18 protein-coding genes and 2 pseudogenes are annotated in these 18,891 nt (G+C 70.4%); 11 read left to right on the plus strand and 9 right to left on the minus strand.

Annotated features, from left to right (window positions below; translation table 11 throughout):
• Nucleotides 1–78 precede the first annotated feature (78 nt).
• The 3 genes from OHA11_RS06500 (at nt 79) to OHA11_RS06515 (ending at nt 3,561) form a co-directional block, all read left to right on the plus strand.
• Nucleotides 79–1,005, plus strand: coding sequence for an ABC transporter ATP-binding protein (locus OHA11_RS06500; RefSeq protein ID WP_266492887.1), 927 nt, complete (start codon nt 79–81; stop codon nt 1,003–1,005).
• The gene (locus OHA11_RS06505) at nt 1,002–2,624 is read left to right on the plus strand and encodes an ABC transporter permease (RefSeq protein ID WP_266492889.1); all 1,623 of its coding nucleotides are present in this window, start codon (nt 1,002–1,004) and stop codon (nt 2,622–2,624) included. The genes OHA11_RS06500 and OHA11_RS06505 overlap by 4 nt, the downstream gene beginning before the upstream one ends.
• Before the next feature lie 529 nt (nt 2,625–3,153).
• Nucleotides 3,154–3,561: a hypothetical protein gene (locus tag OHA11_RS06515; RefSeq protein WP_266507003.1), complete on the plus strand. Its 408-nt coding sequence runs from the start codon at nt 3,154–3,156 to the stop codon at nt 3,559–3,561.
• A gap of 27 nt (nt 3,562–3,588) precedes the next feature.
• Here OHA11_RS06515 and OHA11_RS06520 read toward each other — a convergent pair whose 3' ends face one another.
• Nucleotides 3,589–4,800, minus strand: a complete 1,212-nt coding sequence (locus OHA11_RS06520; protein ID WP_266492891.1) for an IS110 family transposase — start codon at nt 4,798–4,800, stop codon at nt 3,589–3,591.
• Between the two features lie 622 nt (nt 4,801–5,422).
• Between OHA11_RS06520 and OHA11_RS06525 the strand changes: the two genes are divergently transcribed.
• The 6 genes from OHA11_RS06525 (at nt 5,423) to OHA11_RS06550 (ending at nt 9,378) form a co-directional block, all read left to right on the plus strand.
• A complete protein-coding gene (locus OHA11_RS06525; protein WP_323186529.1) occupies nt 5,423–5,812 on the plus strand; it encodes a zinc ribbon domain-containing protein YjdM in 390 nt (129 codons plus the stop codon).
• Nucleotides 5,813–5,995: 183 nt separating this feature from the next.
• Nucleotides 5,996–6,337 (plus strand): helix-turn-helix transcriptional regulator, encoded by a 342-nt coding sequence (locus tag OHA11_RS06530; protein ID WP_266492893.1) that lies wholly within the window; start codon nt 5,996–5,998, stop codon nt 6,335–6,337.
• Nucleotides 6,334–8,067, plus strand: a complete 1,734-nt coding sequence (locus tag OHA11_RS06535; RefSeq protein WP_266492895.1) for a SulP family inorganic anion transporter — start codon at nt 6,334–6,336, stop codon at nt 8,065–8,067. Before OHA11_RS06530 ends, OHA11_RS06535 begins: the two co-directional genes overlap by 4 nt.
• A complete protein-coding gene (locus OHA11_RS06540; RefSeq protein WP_266492897.1) occupies nt 8,064–8,504 on the plus strand; it encodes a pyridoxamine 5'-phosphate oxidase family protein in 441 nt (146 codons plus the stop codon). The genes OHA11_RS06535 and OHA11_RS06540 overlap by 4 nt, the downstream gene beginning before the upstream one ends.
• Entirely contained in the window at nt 8,501–8,926 is a 426-nt protein-coding gene (locus OHA11_RS06545; protein WP_266492899.1) for an ATP-binding protein, read from the plus strand. Before OHA11_RS06540 ends, OHA11_RS06545 begins: the two co-directional genes overlap by 4 nt.
• 35 nt (nt 8,927–8,961) lie before the next feature.
• Entirely contained in the window at nt 8,962–9,378 is a 417-nt protein-coding gene (locus tag OHA11_RS06550; RefSeq protein WP_266492902.1) for an anti-sigma factor antagonist, read from the plus strand.
• 128 nt (nt 9,379–9,506) lie between these two features.
• Here the strand turns inward: OHA11_RS06550 and OHA11_RS06555 are convergent, their stop codons facing one another.
• Nucleotides 9,507–9,692 carry a hypothetical protein gene (locus OHA11_RS06555; protein WP_266492904.1) on the minus strand — a complete coding sequence of 62 codons (186 nt, stop codon included), beginning with the start codon at nt 9,690–9,692 and terminating at the stop codon, nt 9,507–9,509.
• A gap of 215 nt (nt 9,693–9,907) precedes the next feature.
• Between OHA11_RS06555 and OHA11_RS06560 the strand changes: the two genes are divergently transcribed.
• Entirely contained in the window at nt 9,908–10,258 is a 351-nt protein-coding gene (locus OHA11_RS06560; RefSeq protein ID WP_266492906.1) for a metalloregulator ArsR/SmtB family transcription factor, read from the plus strand.
• A 593-nt stretch (nt 10,259–10,851) separates the two neighbouring features.
• Here OHA11_RS06560 and OHA11_RS06565 read toward each other — a convergent pair.
• From OHA11_RS06565 to OHA11_RS06595, 7 genes and pseudogenes are all read right to left on the minus strand, one after another.
• A complete protein-coding gene (locus OHA11_RS06565; protein WP_266492909.1) occupies nt 10,852–12,270 on the minus strand; it encodes an NAD(P)(+) transhydrogenase (Re/Si-specific) subunit beta in 1,419 nt (472 codons plus the stop codon).
• Between the two features lie 5 nt (nt 12,271–12,275).
• Nucleotides 12,276–12,608 carry an NAD(P) transhydrogenase subunit alpha gene (locus OHA11_RS06570; protein ID WP_266492911.1) on the minus strand — a complete coding sequence of 111 codons (333 nt, stop codon included), beginning with the start codon at nt 12,606–12,608 and terminating at the stop codon, nt 12,276–12,278.
• A complete protein-coding gene (locus OHA11_RS06575) occupies nt 12,605–13,720 on the minus strand; it encodes an NAD(P) transhydrogenase subunit alpha (RefSeq protein ID WP_266492914.1) in 1,116 nt (371 codons plus the stop codon). Before OHA11_RS06575 ends, OHA11_RS06570 begins: the two co-directional genes overlap by 4 nt.
• Nucleotides 13,721–13,768: 48 nt before the next feature.
• The gene (locus tag OHA11_RS06580; protein WP_266507006.1) at nt 13,769–14,782 is read right to left on the minus strand and encodes a zinc-dependent alcohol dehydrogenase; all 1,014 of its coding nucleotides are present in this window, start codon (nt 14,780–14,782) and stop codon (nt 13,769–13,771) included.
• 66 nt (nt 14,783–14,848) lie between these two features.
• A pseudogene (locus OHA11_RS06585) lies at nt 14,849–15,178 on the minus strand (DUF779 domain-containing protein); the annotation flags it as partial.
• 41 nt (nt 15,179–15,219) lie between these two features.
• Nucleotides 15,220–16,743: an aldehyde dehydrogenase family protein gene (locus OHA11_RS06590; protein WP_323186760.1), complete on the minus strand. Its 1,524-nt coding sequence runs from the start codon at nt 16,741–16,743 to the stop codon at nt 15,220–15,222.
• A gap of 38 nt (nt 16,744–16,781) precedes the next feature.
• Nucleotides 16,782–18,134: a GAF domain-containing protein gene (locus OHA11_RS06595; RefSeq protein WP_266492918.1), complete on the minus strand. Its 1,353-nt coding sequence runs from the start codon at nt 18,132–18,134 to the stop codon at nt 16,782–16,784.
• A gap of 339 nt (nt 18,135–18,473) precedes the next feature.
• Here OHA11_RS06595 and OHA11_RS06600 point away from each other — a divergent pair.
• A pseudogene (locus OHA11_RS06600) lies at nt 18,474–18,821 on the plus strand (universal stress protein); the annotation flags it as partial.
• Between the last annotated feature and the right edge of the window lie 70 nt (nt 18,822–18,891).

An 18,891-nucleotide genomic window follows, 5' to 3' on the forward strand; every position in this document is an offset into this window, starting at 1 on the left:
AGCGCGCGGCGACCGCGAGTGGCCGGCCGTCCGCCGTTCCCGGTCCGACGTGCGGCACATGTGATGAGGTGAAGGAACGTGTCCACAGCGATTGCAGTGTCCGGCCTGATCAAGGAGTTCGGCCCGACTCGGGCCCTCGACCGCCTCGACCTCACCGTCGGCACGGGCGAAGTGCACGGCTTCCTGGGGCCGAACGGCGCCGGGAAGACGACCACCATCCGGATCCTGCTGGGGCTGCTGCGCCGAGACGACGGGGCAGTGAGCGTACTGGGCGGAGATCCGTGGGCGGACGCCGTGGCCCTGCACCGCCGGCTGGCGTATGTGCCCGGCGAGGTCAATCTGTGGCCCAACCTCACCGGCGGTGAGGTGATCGACCTGCTGGGCGCCCTGCGTGGCGGCCTGGATCCGGCGCGCCGCGCCGCTCTGCTGGAACGCTTCCAACTCGATCCGACCAAGCAGTGCCGCGCCTACTCCAAGGGCAACCGGCAGAAGGTGGCCCTGGTTGCGGCCTTCGCATCCGATGTGGAGCTCTACCTCCTGGACGAACCGAGTTCGGGTCTCGATCCGCTGATGGAGGCGGTCTTCCAGGATGTCGTCCAGGAAGTGCGGGAGGCGGGGCACACAGTACTGCTGTCCAGCCACATCCTCGCCGAGGTCGAGGCGTTGTGCGACCGGGTCACCATCATCCGGGCCGGCCGGACCGCCGAGTCGGGGACCTTTGACGAACTGCGCCACCTCTCCCGTACGACCGTGGTGGTCGAAACCGGCAAACCGATCAGCGCGCTGGACGGGCTGGCCGGGGTGCACGACGTGAACGCCGACCACACCCGTGCCCGGTTCAGCGTCGACCCCGGCGAGCTCAACCAAGTCCTGCGGAACCTGGTGGAGTTCGACGTACGGTCCTTGACCAGCTCCCCACCCACGCTCGAAGAACTCTTCCTCCGCCACTACGGAAACGATGCCGCCGCCGGTGCCGGGACACTGGGTTCGGGAGGTGCGCGATGAGGGCCCTGACCGGCACGGCCACGCTCACCCGGCTCGCACTCCGGCGCGACCGGGTCGGCCTCTCCGCCTGGATACTCGGGCTGTCCGCCCTGATGGCCGGTCTCACGGCCATGACCGTCAGCGCCCTCCCGACGGAAGCGGACGTGATCCACGAGACCGAGTTCATGGCGGGCAACCCGGCCATGCGCATGTTCGGCCTCGCCTCCGGGGCCAGTGTGGGCGGCTACGCGATGATCCGGAACTATCTCACCCTGGCGGTCCTGGCCGCGCTGATGAGCGTGTTCGCGATGGTGCGGCACACCAGGCAGAGTGAGGCGACCGGCCGCGCCGAGCTGGTCGGCGCGGCCGTCGTGGGGCGCTACAGCACTCTGGCCGCGGCGGTCGTCGTCACGATCGGCGCGAACTTCGTGCTGGCGGCGCTGTTGGCCATGGCGATGCTCGTGAACGGCCAGCCTGCGTCCGGCTCGCTCACCGCCGGCGCCGCGGTGGGCGCCGTGGGCATCGTGTTCGCGGGCGTCGCCGCGGTCACCGCCCAGATGTCGTCGAGCTCGCGGGGAGCGAACGGGCTCGCGGCGGCGGTGCTGGGAGTCGCCTTTCTGCTCAGTGGCGCAGGGAACATGCTCGGCAGTGTCGATGGCGGCGGTCTGCGGGTGGTCAGTGCCTGGCCGGCCTGGCTGTCACCGATCGGCTGGGGCCAGCAGATGCGTCCGTTCGGCGGCGACCACTGGTGGCTTCTCGGCCTGTTCGCCGCCTTCTTCTTCGTCCTGCTGGGCACGGCCGGCCTGCTCGCCACCCGGCGGGACATCGGCAGAGGCCTGCTCGCGGAGCGACGGGGGCCCGCCACCGCCGCCCCAGGCCTTCTCGGACCGCTCGGTCTGGCCCGGCGCCTGCAACGTGGCCCGTTCCTCGGATGGGCGGTCGGCATGCTCGCCTTCGGCGTGGCCTGGGGTGCCATCAGCGACGCGACCCAGGACATGCAGGGCGCCGCGCTCGACTGGTACACACGGATGGGCGGCACGGACCAGGTTGTCGACGCCTATTTCACCTCGATCATGGCAATGGCCGGTATGGGTATCGCCGTCTTCACCGTGCAGATGCTCCTGCGGATGCGCGCCGAGGAGTCCGATGGTCCGTTGGAAGCCGTCCTCGCCGCCGCGGTGAGCAGGCCGCGGTGGGCGATGAGCTATGTGCTGAACACCTGGCTCGGGGCGGTCGCGCTCCTCCTGCTCTTCGCGGTGGGCATGGGTCTGGCCGCCGGACAGGTACTGGGCGACACCCCCGCTCAGCTGCGTGCACTGACCGGAGCGGCGCTGGTGCAACTGCCCGGTTCCATGGTCATCGGCGGCGCCGTGATAGCGGCCACCGGACTGCTGCCGCGCTGGGCCGCCCCGGTCTCCTGGACAGTGCTGCTGGGATCCGTACTGCTCGGTCCGTTGTTCGGCCCGAGCCTGGATCTGCCGCAATGGGCGCAGAACCTCTCGCCGTTCACCCCCATCCCCAAGGCACCGGCGGCCGACGTCACCGCGACTCCCGTCGCGGCTCTGGTCGCGGTTTCCGTGATCCTCGCCGTGGTGGGCACGGTGTCGCTCCGCCGCCGCGACCTCACCCTGCCGGCCTGACCCCGGGCCTGCGGCGACCGACCCCGCTCCCGGCATCCCTCGGTGGCCGGCTCGTTCCACCGAGGGTGGAGGGCCGCTCGGCCGATGCCGGGCGGCAGATCGGCGTCGCCTCCGCGCTGGGCCGCGGCCGTGGTCTCCAGGGCGTCGGCGAGCCTGATGAGGAGGCCGATGCCCGGCGCGGCGGTGGGCTGTTCCTCCAGATACTGGATGTATCCGGGTGCGGTGCCCGTCCGTTCGGCCGATTCCCTCAGAGAGAAGACGTCGTACGCCTTCCTCCATCCGCTCCAGCGGGAACGTGTGGGTGACCAGGGACGACGCCGGCAGCCGACGGGCGGCCTCGCGGCGTCAGGTGCGTGCTCTCGGTGCGCCGGGCGTAGACCCAAGTACGTCCAGTGCGAAGGCATGTGCCCGGCACTCCCCCAGCCTCCGGCGGGGGGGTGCCTCTATGTTCTTCGTCAAGCGTGTGGGCAGCTTCGGCTTGGGGTCCGTTCTTCTTCGTGGGGCATGAGACTGTCTGGTCGTGCCAGAGATGATGAGTGGGTTGGAGGCGGCCTTGGCTGAGTCGTCGTCTCCTTCGTGGACGCAACGTGTTCGTGCCGGGCGCGACCTTGCTTCCTTCGCTGATGTTTCTGAGGCTGCGGAAGCGCTGGTGGGGCTGCTGCTGGACGTCGAGGACACGGCGGTGATCCGACAGACGGCAGAGGCCCTGGCCCGGGTGGGGACGGTGGCCGCCGTAAGGCTCATCGCTCTCGCGGTTGCCGAGGCTGACGACAACCAGGCTGACTGGCTGCAGACCGGGGTGCATGACGCGCTCGTGGGACCGGACGGTGTGCCGGACGTCGCAGCGGCCTGCGCGAACCTCGCCCGGGACCAGGAGGACGCTGTCCGACGGGCTGCCGCAGATATCTCGGCGTGGACAGACGACACAAGGCGTTGACCTGAATCGACCTGCCTGTGGGCTGGTTCATGCAGCTGTCGCTTGGGGAAGGCGGGGTTCGTAGAAGGTGCCGTCGCGGAGCATGGCGAACAGAACGCTGATGCGTTGGCGGGCGAGGCGGAGGATGGCCTGGGTGTGGGTCTTTCCGCGGGCCCGGCACTTGTCGTAGTAGGTGCGGGAGGCGGGATCGGCGTTCATGCAGGCAAAGGCGGACAGGAACATGGCGCGTTTGAGCTGGCGGTTGCCGCCTCGGGGTGCGTGTTCGCCATGGATCGAGGTGCCCGACGACTTCGTGGTCGGGGCGAGTCCGGCGTAGGAGGCCAGGTGGGCGGCGCTCGGGAAGCTGGTGCCGTCGCCGACGGTGACCAGCAGGACGGCGGCGGTCCTGACGCCGACGCCGGGCATCGACGTCAGGACCGGGGAAAGAGGGTGGGCCTCCAGCAGGGCGTTGATCTGGGCTTCCAGGGCCCGGCGCTGTTCGTGGACAGCGGCGAGAGAGCGGGCCAGGGAGGGCACGACGATGTCGAGGGTGCCGGTGCCCGGGACCACGACGGTCTGCTCGTCCAACGCCTCGAAGACATCGTCGATCAGCCGCTGGGCCATGCGCGGGGCCTTGGGCCGGATGAGCTCGACGAGCCTGCGGCGGCCGGCTTTGCGCAGTGCGGCCGGGGAGCCGTAGCGCTCCAGCAGCCAGGTGACGGCCTGGTGGTCGAGGCGGGGGCCCAGAACGCGTTCCAGCGACGGGTGGAACTGGGTGAGCAGGCCGCGTATCCGGTTGGACGTGCGGGTGGCCTCAGCGGCGAGGTCCTGGTCGAAGCCCACGAGGACCGTGAGTTCGGCGGTGATCTCGTCGGTGAGCTCCAGCGAGCGCAGGGTGTGCGGCATGGTGCGGGCCGCATCCGCGATCACCGCGGCGTCCTTCGCGTCGGTCTTGGCCTCACCCGGGTACAGGTCGGCGATCCGCCGCATGGCCAGGCCGGGCAGGTAGGCGACCTCGCAGCCGGCGTCCCGGGCCACGGTCAGGGGGAGAGCCCCGATCGAGGCGGGCTGGTCCACGATCACCAGCACGGTGCCGAACTTCGCGGTCAGCTTGTCGAAGACGGCCCGTAGTTTCGGCTCGCTGTTGGGCAGCTGCTTGTCGAGGACCTTCTTCCCGGCTGGCGTGAGCCCATGGCCGTGATGGGCGCTCTTGCCGACGTCCAGGCCGAGGAATACGCCCACGTCTTGGGTGTCGAACATCGCGCCCTTCCAGGGAAGTTGAACGTGCCGGCCTCGGCAGTGGTGTCGTACGCGCGCATCCACGTTATGCAGACCTGCCGCCCGCGAACTGCCCGGCATTGCGCCGGACCGGGCGGTGGCCGGACCTCTCATCAGCGTCTCCGACGGCACCTCCCGGGCCCGGTGACACCACCCCCCAGGTCATCCGTTCGACAGGGGGACACAGTCATGCCGGGCCCGGAGGCCAGCGGCCCTCTTGCAGGACCGCGGAAAACATAACGGGGACCCAGAGCACGCACCTGACGCCGCATGGCCCGCCCTCCGGGCGGACGGCGGGAGTTCGACGACAGGACCAAGGAGCGGTGCCGCGTAGGGGGCGCAGTGCCAACGCCTGGCGGGATGTGCGACCGCCCACAGCTCCACCCGCGAGATCGTCGAGCCAAGCAGATCAGGCACAGCTCGACTACCGCAGCACGGGCGCCACGGCGCTTGGCGGCGCGGACGCTCTCGTGATCGACGAGGGCCCCGTCTCGCGTAGGCACTCCTGTCGGCTGACCTGCCGGTTCACGCCGTACCGAGGGCGGCCACCCACGGCCCTTCTCGTCCTGTCGGGACGGAGGCCGAGGCCGGATACGCTGACGGGGTGATCGAGAATCTTCCTCCCTGTCCGAAGTGCTCGTGTGAGTACACCTACGAGATGAACGCCCTTGTGGTGTGCCCGGAGTGCGGCCATGAATGGGTGCCCGCCGAGGGCGGCGCGGAGGGTGGAGACACCGCAGGGGCGCTGGGGGTCCCCCCGGCCGAAGGCTGGGCGAGGGTCGTCAAAGACTCCGTCGGCAATGAGCTGCGGGATGGCGACTCCGTGGTCGTCGTCAAGGCGCTCAAGGTCAAGGGGAGCCCGTCGGGCATCAAGGCCGGGACCAAGGTGCGCAGCATCCGGCTGGTCGACGGAGTCGACGGCCACGACATCGACTGCAGGATCGACGGTTTCGGAGCGATGCAGCTCAAGTCCAGCGTGGTCAAGAAGGCCTGATCCACGACTCGCTCAGTCCCGCCGTCCCGTCCGTGGTGGGGTGTTCAGGGCCGCAATCCAATGCTGAATTGCAAAATTTCGCAATTGGTTAGATGCTATGTTGACTGTGTCTGCAGGTAGTCGCAGGCACAGCCTTTATGTGTCTGCCCCGGGGTGGGGCGCTGTCGGGGAAGCCGAGGGGTTGTGTCCGTTCCGCTGTACCAAGCCAAGGCCGAGTTCTTCCGGATGCTGGGGCATCCCGTTCGGATACGGGTGCTGGAGCTGCTGCGAGACGGCCCGATGCCGGTACGCGATCTGCTGGCCGCGATCGAGGTCGAGCCCTCCAGCCTGTCGCAGCAGCTGGCAGTGTTGCGCCGCTCCGGCATCGTCACCTCCAAGCGCGAGGGCTCGACGGTCGTGTACGCGCTCGCCAGCGGGGACGTCGCGGATCTCATGCGCGCCGCGCGCCGGATCCTGACCGAGCTGCTGGCCGGGCGGAACGAGCTGCTGGCCGAGCTGCGGGACGCCGAGGTGGCCCCGCGATGAGGATCTCGTTCGGCCGGGTCGGGGCCCGGCTCACCGCGCTGCTGCCCGGCCGCGCCGATCTGGCGGAGATGCGCCGTGACCCGCGCCGTGACCTGCTGGCCGGCCTCACCGTCGCGGTCGTCGCGCTGCCGCTCGCGCTCGGATTCGGCGTCTCCTCCGGCCTTGGCGCCGAGGCCGGGCTGGCGACCGCGGTCGTCGCCGGTGCGCTGGCCGCGGTGTTCGGCGGTTCGAATCTGCAGGTGTCCGGGCCGACGGGCGCGATGACGGTGGTGCTGATGCCGATCGTCGTGGCGCACGGGCCGTCCGGGGTGCTGGCCGTGGGGCTGGTGGCGGGCCTGATGCTCGTCGCGCTCGCCCTGCTCAGGGCCGGGAAGTACATGCAGTACGTGCCCGCGCCCGTCGTCGAAGGCTTCACGCTCGGCATCGCCTGTGTGATCGGTCTGCAGCAGATCCCGAACGCCCTGGGGGTGCCCAAGCCGACGGGCGATCGCGTCCTCGTGGTGACCTGGCGTGCCCTGGAGGAGTTCGCGAAGAACCCGAACTGGACTGCCGTCGCCTTCGCCCTGGCGGTCGCGGCCGTCATGCTGATCGGCGCTCGCTTTCGGCCCACGATCCCCTTCTCCATCCTCGCAGTGATCGCAGCGACCCTCGTGGCCCAGGCGGCCGACCTGGACGCGGCGAAGCCGATCGGCGACCTGCCGTCCGGACTGCCGGCACCGTCCCTCTCCTTCCTGGATCCGGGCGCGCTCGGCTCCCTGCTCGCCCCTGCCATCGCGGTGGCGGCGCTGGCAGCCCTGGAGTCACTGCTGTCGGCCTCCGTCGCCGACGGCATGACGGTCGGGCAGAAGCACGACCCGGACCGTGAGCTGTTCGGGCAAGGGCTGGCCAACATCGCGGCCCCACTGTTCGGCGGCGTGCCCGCGACCGGCGCGATTGCCCGCACTGCGGTCAACGTCCGTACTGGTGCCGGATCCCGGCTGGCGTCCCTCACCCACGCCGCGATCCTCGCGACGATCGTCTTCGCGGCCGCGCCCCTGGTCTCCAGGATCCCGCTGGCTGCGCTGGCGGGCGTGCTTCTGGCCACGGCGATCCGCATGGTGGAGGTCGGCTCGCTGCGCGCGATGGCGAAGGCCACCCGCTCGGACGCGCTGATCCTCGTCCTGACTGCCGTCGCAACCCTGGCCCTGGACCTGGTGTACGCCGTGATCATCGGCCTGGTCGTGGCGGGTGCCCTCGCACTGCGCGCGGTCGCAAAGCAGGCCCGCCTGGACCAGGTCCCCCTCGACCGCGGCGACCACAGCGCCGAGGAGCACGCGCTGCTCGCCGAGCACATCGTCGCCTACCGCATCGACGGTCCGCTGTTCTTCGCCGCCGCCCACCGCTTCCTCCTCGAACTGGCCGAGGTCGCCGACGTACGCGTGGTCATCCTGCGCATGTCCCGCGTGACCACCATCGACGCCACCGGCGCCCTCGTCCTGAAGGACGTGGTGGAGAAGCTCAACCGGCGCGGCATCGTCGTCATGACCTCCGGGATCCGCCCCGGCCAACGCCAGGTCCTGGATTCCGTCGGCGCGTTGGAACTGTTGCGGCTCGAAGGCCGCGAGTACGCCACCACACCCGAGGCGATCCAGGGCGCGCGTGCCTACCTGGAGTGCGCCGGTGTCATGACCTCGCTCCCTGCCCAGACGTCCCGGCCCCTCAGCGAGGAAACAGAGGAAACCGTCGGATGAGCACTCCGCCCGCATCGCTGCGCATGGTCGAGGTCTCCGGTGCCGAGGCCCTGTGGCTGGAGGGCAGTTCGCTGGGGCGGCTGGTGTACACGCAGCGGGACCAGACCGTCGTCCGGCCCGGTCGGCACACGTGGGAGTTCGGGCGGCTGGTGGTGCGCACGCCCGCGCCGGTCGCCGCGGTCCCGGCGACGACGACGTATCACGTGGACGAGATCCGTGCGGTGGGTGGCACCGGCCGGACCGTCACCCTCTCCGGACCGGTCGATGTGATCACCGATCCCGACGAGACCGCCCTCCCCCATTGCCTCAAGGGCATGGGAGGTGCCCCCATCCAGCGCACTCTCGCCGGCTGGACGCACGGCCCGCACGACACACTGCTGCGCCTGCGCCCCAAGACCGTGACCGGAATCCGCCTCGCCCGTGCGGAGGCGCGATGAGCACCCGGCTCGAAGCCCTGCCCTACCGGCATGTGCTCACGCTGCCCGCGATGCCGTCCGCGGTCCGGACAGCCCGCGAGACCGCCGAGCAGGCCCTGGCCGAGTGGGGCATAAGCCCGCGCCACCCGACAGTCGGCCCGGCTCTGCTGATCCTCAGCGAGCTGGTCACCAACAGCGTCCGGCACGCTGCGGTGCTCTCCCCGCAGGTGACCGTCATCTACGCGGCGGGGCAGGACTGTCTGGCCTTCGCCGTGCACGACCGCCACCCCTACCAGCCCGCGCTGTACGCGTCGGTCACCGACACCGGGACGGGCGGCCTGGCCACCGTCATGGAGCTCACCCTCGGCCTGGGCGGCACCGCGGTCGTCCGGGCCGACGCCGACGGCAAGGGCAAGAGCATCTGGATCACCTTCCCTCTCTGACCAAACAGGCCGACCGCGCAAGGAAGTCGACGACCATGACCATCGAGTGGCGCTACACGGTCGAACAGGACCTCGGCATCCTGTCCGTCTCCGGATACCTGGGCTCGGACGCCGTTCGCCGCTTCGCCGGTGCCGTCGGCTGGGTCGTGGGACGCGGGACCGGCCCGGTCGTCGTCGACCTGACCGAACTGCGCGGCTGGTCGGCCGAGGGACAGCTGGCGATCACCGAGGCCACACGCCGCCTCGCCGCAGCCGGCCGCAGCCCGGAACTGGCCGCGATCCCCGCCGACGGCTCCCTCGTCCCCGACGGGGACTGCCCGCACATCCCCGTGCACGCCGACCTGACCGACGCGCTCGCCTCACGCAGCGCACGGAAGGGCGAGCCGCCGGAGGGCCGCAACGAGTGGCGGACGACAGGGTGGCCGAGGACTGGAGACGACGCCGGCGAGTGAGCCCGGCGGGTTTGACCGGCGGCGAAGGCCCCGTCGCCGTCCCGTCTCGAAGCGGATCCCGCCGCCGGACTGGACGGCCCAGTCACCCATGCCCCACCCCCTGCGCGAATCCGTGCGCCGAGTGCGGGTTAGCTCTGGCCGTCGTTCGACGTGGGCTTGCTGGTCCGACCGCCGAAGGACAGCTTCAGCATGCGGGCCTCGCCGCACCGTGGGCACTGGCCGTCCGGGCCGACGGCGGTGGGCCGGCACTTGAGGCGGCATGAGGGGCACTTGAACCAGGCGACGGTCGCGCCACGCAGCGGAATGATTCTCACGCAAGCCTCCCCGGCATCACGTATGGAGTTGCTAATCTTAGCAATTGTTGATGTCGTAACCACTGGATTCGGGTGGTTCGATTCTCGTGCGTGGATTCGGCGTGGCCGCTGCCGCAGGCGAGGATGGACCCCATGTGTTTGACGAGTGAGTGGATGCGATGCGCCGAGGACCGGCCAATACGGCCGTACTGCTCCGCCGGGGAGGAGACGGCACGATGAGCACGCCGCTGTACCAACTGAAGGCCGAGTTCTTCAAGACGATCGGCCACCCGGCGCGCATCCGGGTCCTGGAGCTGCTGAGCGTGCGCGAGCACGCGGTGGCGGAGATGCTGCCCGAGGTGGGGATCGAGCCGGCCCACCTGTCGCAGCAGCTCGCGGTGCTGCGCCGGGCGAACCTGGTGGTGACCCGCAAGGAGGGCTCGACCGTGTACTACTCGCTGACCAGTCCGCACATCGCTGAGTTGCTCAGGGTCGCCCGCACCATCCTTTCCGGAGTGCTCGCCGGGCAGGCCGAGCTGCTCGCCGATCTGCAGGCCGCCCAGACGCAGGCGAAACCGCCGTCGTGACGACATGGCGCCGCACCCGGCGACGGCACATGCTCTATCGCGACGGCGCGACGCGGTGGAAGCGAAGGTGGGCGCCGCAGCGCAACAGGCCGCCGAGCGGGCGCTGGCCTCCGTGCTCCGACCGAGGCGGGAGAAGTACCCCACGGTGGAGGTCCGGGAGCTAGGGGGTGTGCGGCGCGCCAGCTGCTGCACTCCACGCAGGACGCCGGCCTGCTGGTTGTCGGCCTGCTGGTCGTCGGCCGCAGGACCCGTCCGTCCAGGCTCGGCACGCACACCAGGCCGATCGCACACGCGGTGATGGACCACGTCCGCTGCCCGGTCGCGGTCGTCCCACACGAGTGAATCACCGGTCCCGGCCCACCGGAACGAGTCGGGAACCCGTCGCACCCACGTGCTGTTCGTGGCCCGGCGCTGCATATCGTGCGAGGACTGCTTCGAGTGCGACAACTGCTTCGGTGTCTGCCCCGACAACGCGGTCACCAAGTAGATCGGCAGGGTGCCGTGCGCAAGTCGGACACGACTGAACCGGACATTGCCTGAGCCCTCGCGCCATACGCGAGGGCCCAAGCAGTCGTGCGGCCAGCAGGTGCCCGTCAGCCGACGAACTCCCCCACCGCCGCCTTGAGTTCACTCAGTCCCTTCTTCGCGTCGGTGAAGAACATCCCGGTCTTCGGATCGGTGTAGAGCTCGTTGTCCATGCCCGCGTAGCCGTGGCCCATCGAGCGCTTGATGACGACAACGCTCTTGGCTTTGTCGACGTCGAGGATCGGCATACCGGAGATCGCGTTGCCGGGGTGGCGGGCGATCGGGTTGGTGACGTCGTTGGCGCCGATGACGAGGGCGACGTCGGCCTGCGGGAACTCGGGGTTGACGTCGTCCATCTCCTTCAGCTGGGTGTAGGGGACGTTGGCTTCCGCCAGGAGCACGTTCATGTGTCCGGGCATGCGGCCGGCGACCGGGTGGACCGCGTAGCTGACGTCGACTCCGTGATCGGTGAGCAGCTGGGCCAGGGCGCCGAGTTCGTGCTGGGCCTGGGCTGCGGCCAGACCGTATCCCGGCACGAAGATGACCTTGCTCGCGTACGCCAGCTGAATCGCCACGTCGTCCGCGGAGACCGGGCGCACCTGGGCGGCCGCGCCGCCCACCCCTCCCGCCGGGGCAGCCGTATCACCGGTACCGAAGCCTCCGATGACGATGTTGGCGATGGAGCGGTTCATGGCGTCGGCCATCAGCTTGGTGAGGATGCCGCCCGAGGCGCTGACGAGCATGCCCGCGATGATGAGCGCGGTCTCTTCGAGCACGAAACCGGCCATCGCGACCGCGGAACCCGTGAAGGCATTCAGCAGGGCGATGACCACGGGCATGTCCGCGCCACCGATCGGCAGCACCATCGTCACACCGAAGAGCAGCGCCACGACGACGAGTCCGTACAGCGCGACCTGGCTGTCGGGCGCCAGCACCAGCCAAACCGTGCCGGCGACGAAGGAGGCCGGCAGGAGGACGTTCAGCAGCCGCGCCCCTGGGAACACCACCGGAGCGCCGGACACGACGCCCTGCAGCTTGCCTGCCGCGATCAGCGATCCGGAGAAGGTGACCGCGCCGATGACGATGTCCAGCGCGCCCGGCAGCGAGACCCGGGCCCCGAGAGCGGCCGGAGGGTCGGCCTGAACGAGCTCGCCCAGCGCGATGAGCGCGGCCGCGCCACCGCCGACGGCGTTGAAGAGGCTGACCAGTTGCGGCATCGCGGTCATCCGGACCTCGCGTGCGGCCCAGAGGCCGAGCGCCGCGCCGAGGACGCCTCCCGCGATCAGTACCAGCCAGCCGGTCCGGCTGATCCGGTCCTGGTCCGTCACCAGCCACACGGTGGCGGCGATCGCCAGGGCCATGGCTCCGGCGGAGAGGGTGTTGCCGCGGCGGGCCGTGCGCGGGTGGTTCATCAGGTGCAGGCCCATCACGAAGCAGGCGGCCGCGGCCAGGAAGATGTAGTGGACGGCGTTGGAGACGGTGTCCATGGCGCTCACACCTCCGCTTTCTCGTGTGCGCCGGTGGTGGGCTTCGCGGCGGCCGGCCTGGCCTTGAACATCTCCAGCATCCGGTCCGTGACGACGTACCCGCCGACCACGTTCATCGCGCCGAACACCATCGCCACGAAGGCCAGGACGTAGCCGAGCCAGGTGTGCGACTCGGCCGCGATCAGCATCGCGCCGATGACGACGATGCCGTGCACGGAGTTGGAGCCGGACATCAGCGGGGTGTGCAGGGTCGCCGGGACCTTGCTGATGACCTCGATGCCGACCAGGACGCTCAGCACGAAGACGGTGATCGCGGTGAGGAGATCGAGGTCGTTCATGATGACGCTCCTCCAGTGAGTGCGGCCGTGATCTCGTCGGCCGGGTCGAGGACGAGTTCGCCGTCGCGCACGAGGTGGCGCAGCAGCGCGACGAGGTTGCGGGCGTACGCCGTGGAGGCGGCGGTCGCCATGGCGGAGGGAAGGCGTCCGGCGCCGATGAGGGTGACTCCGTTGTCGAGGACGGTGGTCTTGTCGGGCTCGGTGCCCGCTACGTTGCCGCCGAGTTCGCTCGCCGCCAGGTCGACGACGACCGAGCCGGGCTTCATCCGCTCGGCAACGGCCGCGGACACCAGCAACGGAGGCTTGCGTCCCGGCACTTGAGCCGTGGTGATCACGATGTCGGAGCGCGCGATGTGCGCGTCGAGCGCCTCCCGCTGGGCCCGCTGTTCCTGTTCGGTCAACTCCCGTGCGTAGCCGCCCTGTCCGGTGCCCGGTTCCCCGTTGGGAGGGCTCTGGATGTCGAGGAACCGGGCGCCGAGCGACTTCACCTCCCCTCGTGACTCGGGGCGTACGTCGTACGCCGAGACGACGGCGCCGAGGCGGCGGGCGGTGGCGATCGCCTGCAGCCCGGCCACTCCGGCACCGAGGACCAGGACCTGCGCCGGGCGCATGGTGCCCGCCGCCGTGGTCAGCATCGGGAAGAACCGGTCGTACGAGTCCGCGGCCAGCAGTGCCGCCTTGTAGCCGGCGACACTGGCCTGGGACGTCAGCGCGTCCATGGACTGGGCGCGGCTGAGGGTGCGCGGCAGCAGGTCGAGGCTCAGCGTGCGGACCCCGCGTCCGGTCAGTTCCTCGGCCAGGGCGGGGTGGCGCAGTGGTTCGAGCAGGCCGATCAGGGTCTGCCCGGCGCGCAGGGCCTGAGCCGTCTCCGCATCGGGCGGGCCCACGCACAGAACGGCGTCCGCTCGCGCGTACAGCTCGTCCGCGGGTACGGCAGTCGCGCCGGCATCGGTGTACTCGGCATCGGTGAACCAGGCCCCGGAGCCGGCACCGGTCTCGATCAGGACGTCAAGTCCGGCCCGGTGCAGGAGGGTGACGGCCTCGGGGACGAGGGCGACACGGCGTTCGCCGGGTGCCCGCTCCCGTACGGCACCGATGGTGAGGGTTCCCATGATCTGCTGCCTCTCCCTGTGACCCGGTGGTGCCGGGCCACAGAACTCTCAGAACTCGAAGACGAGCCGCGCTTCGGCTCGTCCGCCGAGAACCTCGTCGAAGGAGTCGTTGACCTGGTCCAGTCGCCGCGGTTCGGCGATGACCTGGGTGCGTCCGGCGGCGTGCAGTGCGAACACCTCGGCCAGGTCCTGACGGGTGCCGACGATGGAGCCGATGACAGAGATCCCGCTGAGCACGGTCTCGAAGATCGGTACGTTGATCGCCGCGTTGTCGGCGGGCAGCCCGACCATGACCAGGCGTCCACCGCGGTTGAGCGACTTGTACGCTTGCTCGAACGCCTTGGGCGAGGCAGCCAGCACGACGGCCACGTCCGCGCCGCCGGCCTTCTTGATCTCCTCGACCGGGTCGTGGGTCCGGGCGTTGACGATCTGGTCGGCGCCGAGCCGGTGTGCCAGGCCCAGCTTGTCCGGTTCGATGTCGACCGCGGTGACGAAGCCGCCGACGAGCCGCGCGTACTGGACGGCCAGGTGGCCGAGGCCGCCGACGCCGAAGACGGCGACCCGCTCGGCCGGCACCACGCGCGCGACCTTGATCGCCTTGTAGGTGGTGACGCCCGCGCAGGTCAGCGGCGCCGCGTCGAACGACGACACACCGTCGGGGACCCGGACGACCGCGCCCGCGTCGGCGACGGCGTACTCGGCGTAGCAGCCGTCCACGGAGTAGCCGGAGTTGACCTGGCTCTCGCAGAGGGTTTCCCAGCCGGAGACGCAGTAGCGGCAGGTGCCGCAGGACGAGCCGAGCCAGGGGATCGCCACCCGCTTGCCCAGCAGGTCTGTGCTGACGCCCTCGCCGACGGCCTGTACGGGGCCGACGCCCTCGTGGCCGGGGATGAACGGCGGCTGCGGCTTGACCGGCCAGTCGCCGTGCGCGGCGTGGATGTCGGTGTGGCAGAGCCCGGAGGCCTCCATCTTGACGAGCACCTGGCCGGGGCCGGGCTCGGGGACGGGAAGGTCCTGGAGCTCCAGGGGCTTCCCGAGGTCGGTGACGACTGCTGCCTTCATGATCTGCTCCTCGAATGCGCTCTGAGCCGGAAATCGGCTCTCTGCCGGGTCCTCGATCCGGGTGACGAAACGCAGCCCGTCCCCTGCTGCGAGGGAGAAGCCGCCCGGTGTGCCCTCTTCGACGTCCAGGACGAGGCGCGGGCGGCCGAGCGCCTCGTACAGGTCGGCGTCGATGTGGAAGGTGGCGCCGTCCAGGACGCCGAGCAGCATGTCGCCCTCGCCGAGGGCGAATTCGCCGCCCGGGAAGCACATGGGGTCACTTCCGTCGCAGCAGCCGCCGGACTGGACGAACATCACCGACCGACCGTGGGCGGCGCGCAGGGCCTGGATGGCCCGGTGCGCCGCCCGGGTGGCGGTGACGCGCCCGGCGTTGCCGTTCGCTAGCGTCGCAGGCATGTCGGTGCACCCCTTCGGATCCGCTGGAATCGCTGGTACGGCTAGAACAGCCCGAGCGGCTTGGTGCCGTAGCTGACCAGGAGGTTCTTGGTCTGGCTGTAGTGGTCGAGCACCATCTTGTGGTTCTCGCGGCCGATGCCGGAGACCTTGTAGCCACCGAACGCGGCCCCCGCGGGGTACTGGTGGTAGCAGTTCGTCCAGACGCGGCCGGCCTTGATGGCGCGGCCCATCCGGTAGTTGCGGTTGCCGTCACGACTCCACACACCGGCCCCGAGGCCGTACAGCGTGTCGTTGGCGATCTCGAGTGCCTCGGCCTCGTCCTTGAAGGTGGTGACCGCGAGGACCGGTCCGAAGATCTCCTCCTGGAAGACCCGCATCCTGTTGTGGCCCTTGAGGACGGTCGGCTCGTAGAAGTAGCCGTCCGCGAACTCACCGCCGAGGGCGGAACGGTGGCCGCCCGCGAGCAGTTCGGCGCCCTCCTTGAGGCCGATCTCGACGTACGACGCGATCTTCTCGACCTGCTGCTTCGAGACCTGGGGGCCGATCATGGTCGCGGTGTCGAGCGGGTCGCCCTGCTTGATGGCGCGGATCCGCTCCAGGCAGCGGGCCATGAACTCCTCGTAGATGTCCTCCTGGATGAGTGCGCGCGAGGGTGCGGTGCAGACCTCGCCCTTGTTGAACGCGTACAGGACGAGTCCCTCGACGGCCTTGTCCAGGAAGTCGTCGTCCTCGGCAGCCACGTCGTTGAAGAAGATGTTCGGCGACTTGCCGCCCAGCTCCAGGGTGACCGGGATGATGTTCTGCGCCGCGTACTGCATGATCAGCCGGCCGGTGGTGGTCTCGCCGGTGAAGGCGACCTTGGCGATGCGCTTGTTGGTGGCCAGCGCCTTGCCGATCTCGGCGCCGGGGCCGTTGACGACATTGAGGACACCCGGTGGCAGGATGTCGCCGATGACCTCCATCAGCTTCAGGATCGACCACGGGGTCGGCGACGCCGGCTTGATCACCGTGGCGTTGCCCGCGGCGAGCGCCGGAGCCAGCTTCCACGCGGCCATCAGCAGCGGGAAGTTGAACGGGATGATCTGCCCGACCACACCCAGCGGCTCGTGGAAGTGGTAGGCGATGGTCTCCTTGTCGATCTCGGTGATCGAGCTCTCCTCGGCGCGGATCGCGGCCGCGAAGTAGCGGAAGTGGTCGGCGGCGAGGGGGATGTCGGCGGCGAGGGTCTCGCGAACCGGCTTGCCGTTCTCCCAGCTCTCGGCGACGGCGAGTTCCTCGCGGTGGGCGTCGATGGCGTCGGCGACCTTGTTCAGCACTGCGGCCCGCTCTGTGGTGGACGCCTCGCCCCACTTGTCCTTCGCCGAGTGGGCGGCGTCCAGGGCGAGTTCGATGTCCTCGGGCCCCGACTTCGGGACCTGGCAGATCGGCTTGGCGGTGGCGGGGCACAGGTTGGGCGCGTACTCACCCGTGGTGGGTGCCTGCCACTTGCCGCCGATGAAGTTCTCGTACCGGGGCGCGACGTCCACAGGACTGCCGGGCTTGCCCGGAGGGTCGTACCGCATGATCGTCACCTTTCACGAGGGTTGTGGTGATACTCAGCACGCTAGGTACCGGAACGCTGCAACACCGCTGCATGCCGTCCGACCTGCGGCAGTCGAGGCAGAAGAGACGATTCGGTGTCCAGTGCGCGGGCCCGCGCCGCCGCGGCGGCGCGCTGCGGCGAACCGCCCGGGAGCGCGCGGGCAAGGGCCTGCCACGCGGGGGCGTCGTCGGCTCCCGAAGCCGCGTCCACCCAGCGGCGCAGCAGCCGGGCGTCGCCGCTCCCGAGCACGGCACCGCGCAACTGCTGTTCCAGGGCCCGCCGTTGCTCCACGACGACCGGTGCCTCGGAGCGCGGCAGCAGCGGACCGGGGTAGCCGGCCAGCGCCTCGCCCACCCGTCCCTCGGCGAGCAGCGCGGTCAGGTCCGCGAAGTCGGTCCGCACCGGGCTCAGCAGAGCGTACGGCCGTGACCCGAGCAAGGCGGGGCCGAGCACCGTGCGCAACCGGGTCAGCTCGGCCCGCAGCGTCGAAGGGGACAGCTCCCGCTCCGACAGGTCCACCGCGAGCCGGTCACCGGTCACGCCGCGGCCCTCCAGGGCGAGCGCGACCACGATCTCGCTGTGCCGCGGGCTCAGTCGTTGCACTCTCCCGTCACACTCCAGCAGTGCGCTGTCCCGGCCCAGCGCCAGCAGCTGTACGGCGCCGTCCCGTCCCGGGCTGGGCGCGTCCTGCGTACGCACCACGCGCCCGTCGGGACCGAGCAGTACCGCCGGCGCGGTCAGCTTGCGGGCGAGTTCTGCTTCGGCCGCCAGCGCGGCACCCCGTACCGCGGCCAGAGCGGGGGGCGTGGCGATGGTGCCGCCGCCGGAGAGGTCGACGACACCGAGCACCCGGCCGGTGCCCGGGTCACGTATCGGGGCCGCGGCACACGACCAGCCGTGCGCGGCGGCACTGTAGTGCTCGCCGGCCACGATCTGGACGGGCTGCCCCAATTCCAGTACAAGTCCTGGGGCGTTGGTCCCGGCCTGCGCCTCGGACCACACGGCGCCCTCGGCGAAGTGCATCCGCTCGGCGCGCTCCACAGCCGCGGTGTCGCCCTCGACCCACAGCAGAGTTCCGTCGGTGTCACCGACCGCGAAGACGTGACCGTCGTCCGCGGCACCGGCTCCCAACAGCTCCCGGAACAAGGGGAGCACAGCGACCAGCGGATGGGCGCGCCGGTACGCCGCCAGCTGTTCGGCCGTCCCGCGCAGCGGCGGCAGACGGCTGCCGTCGGGCCGTACGCCGCACGCCGCGCAGCGCCGCCACGAGTCGGCCACCAGGCGCCGCACTCCCTCCGGCGTTCCGAGCGAGGTCATGAACCGCTCGTGCGCGGAGCGCAGAGCGGATGCCGAGGTGGCGGTGGAAGCATCCATACGACCAGCACCTCCCAGGTACCTTCCTCCGGTCCGGTCGCACCAGCCTCACCCGCGGTCCGGGGAAGGGGGCAGGGGCCGAACGGCCCCTGTGCCAGGGACGCTCGGGCCTGTGGCCATGGCGCACGGCCGCCCCATCGAGCGCCGGTGCGGTGCGGGCGCAGATGCGGCGGACACATCGCGCAGGACCAGGGTGTGAGCACCGACGCCGGTGTCACGGCCGACGTGCACCGGGCCGAGCGCTCCGAGTCGCGACGTCCTGTCGTGAGGCTCAGGGTGAGGGTCGGCGCAATCGCCCGCGGCCCGCTGGTCCCGTCTCGGACACGGAGGTCTCTTCCCGTGATTCGCCCTGTCACCGTCGGTCTGAACGGTTCCACCGAGAATCTGGCCGCCGCCGACTGGGCCGCCCGTGCGGCACAGTGCCGCGCCCCGCCGCTGCATCTGGTGCATGCCTGGACCTGGCTACCGCACGACGTGCCCGTCGCATCGGACCTGGACAGGCAGAAGCGCTGGACTCTGCGCATTCTGCAGGAGGCCGAGGAGGAGCTGCGCGGGCGGCATCCGGAACTGACGGTCAGCACCGAGCAGTTGTCCGGCACCGCGGCCGAGGTGCTGCTGGGCCAGGCGGAGAAGGCCCAGATGCTGGTGCTGGGCTCCAGCGGTCACAGCAGCGTCGCCGGGTTCCTGCTCGGCTGCGTCGGCCAACACGTGCTCGCCCGGGCACAGAGTCCAGTGGTCATGGTGCGGGCGAACGCGC

Origin of the sequence: Streptomyces sp. NBC_00878 (genome assembly GCF_026341515.1) — a bacterium.
Taxonomy (GTDB): Bacteria; Actinomycetota; Actinomycetes; order Streptomycetales; family Streptomycetaceae; genus Streptomyces.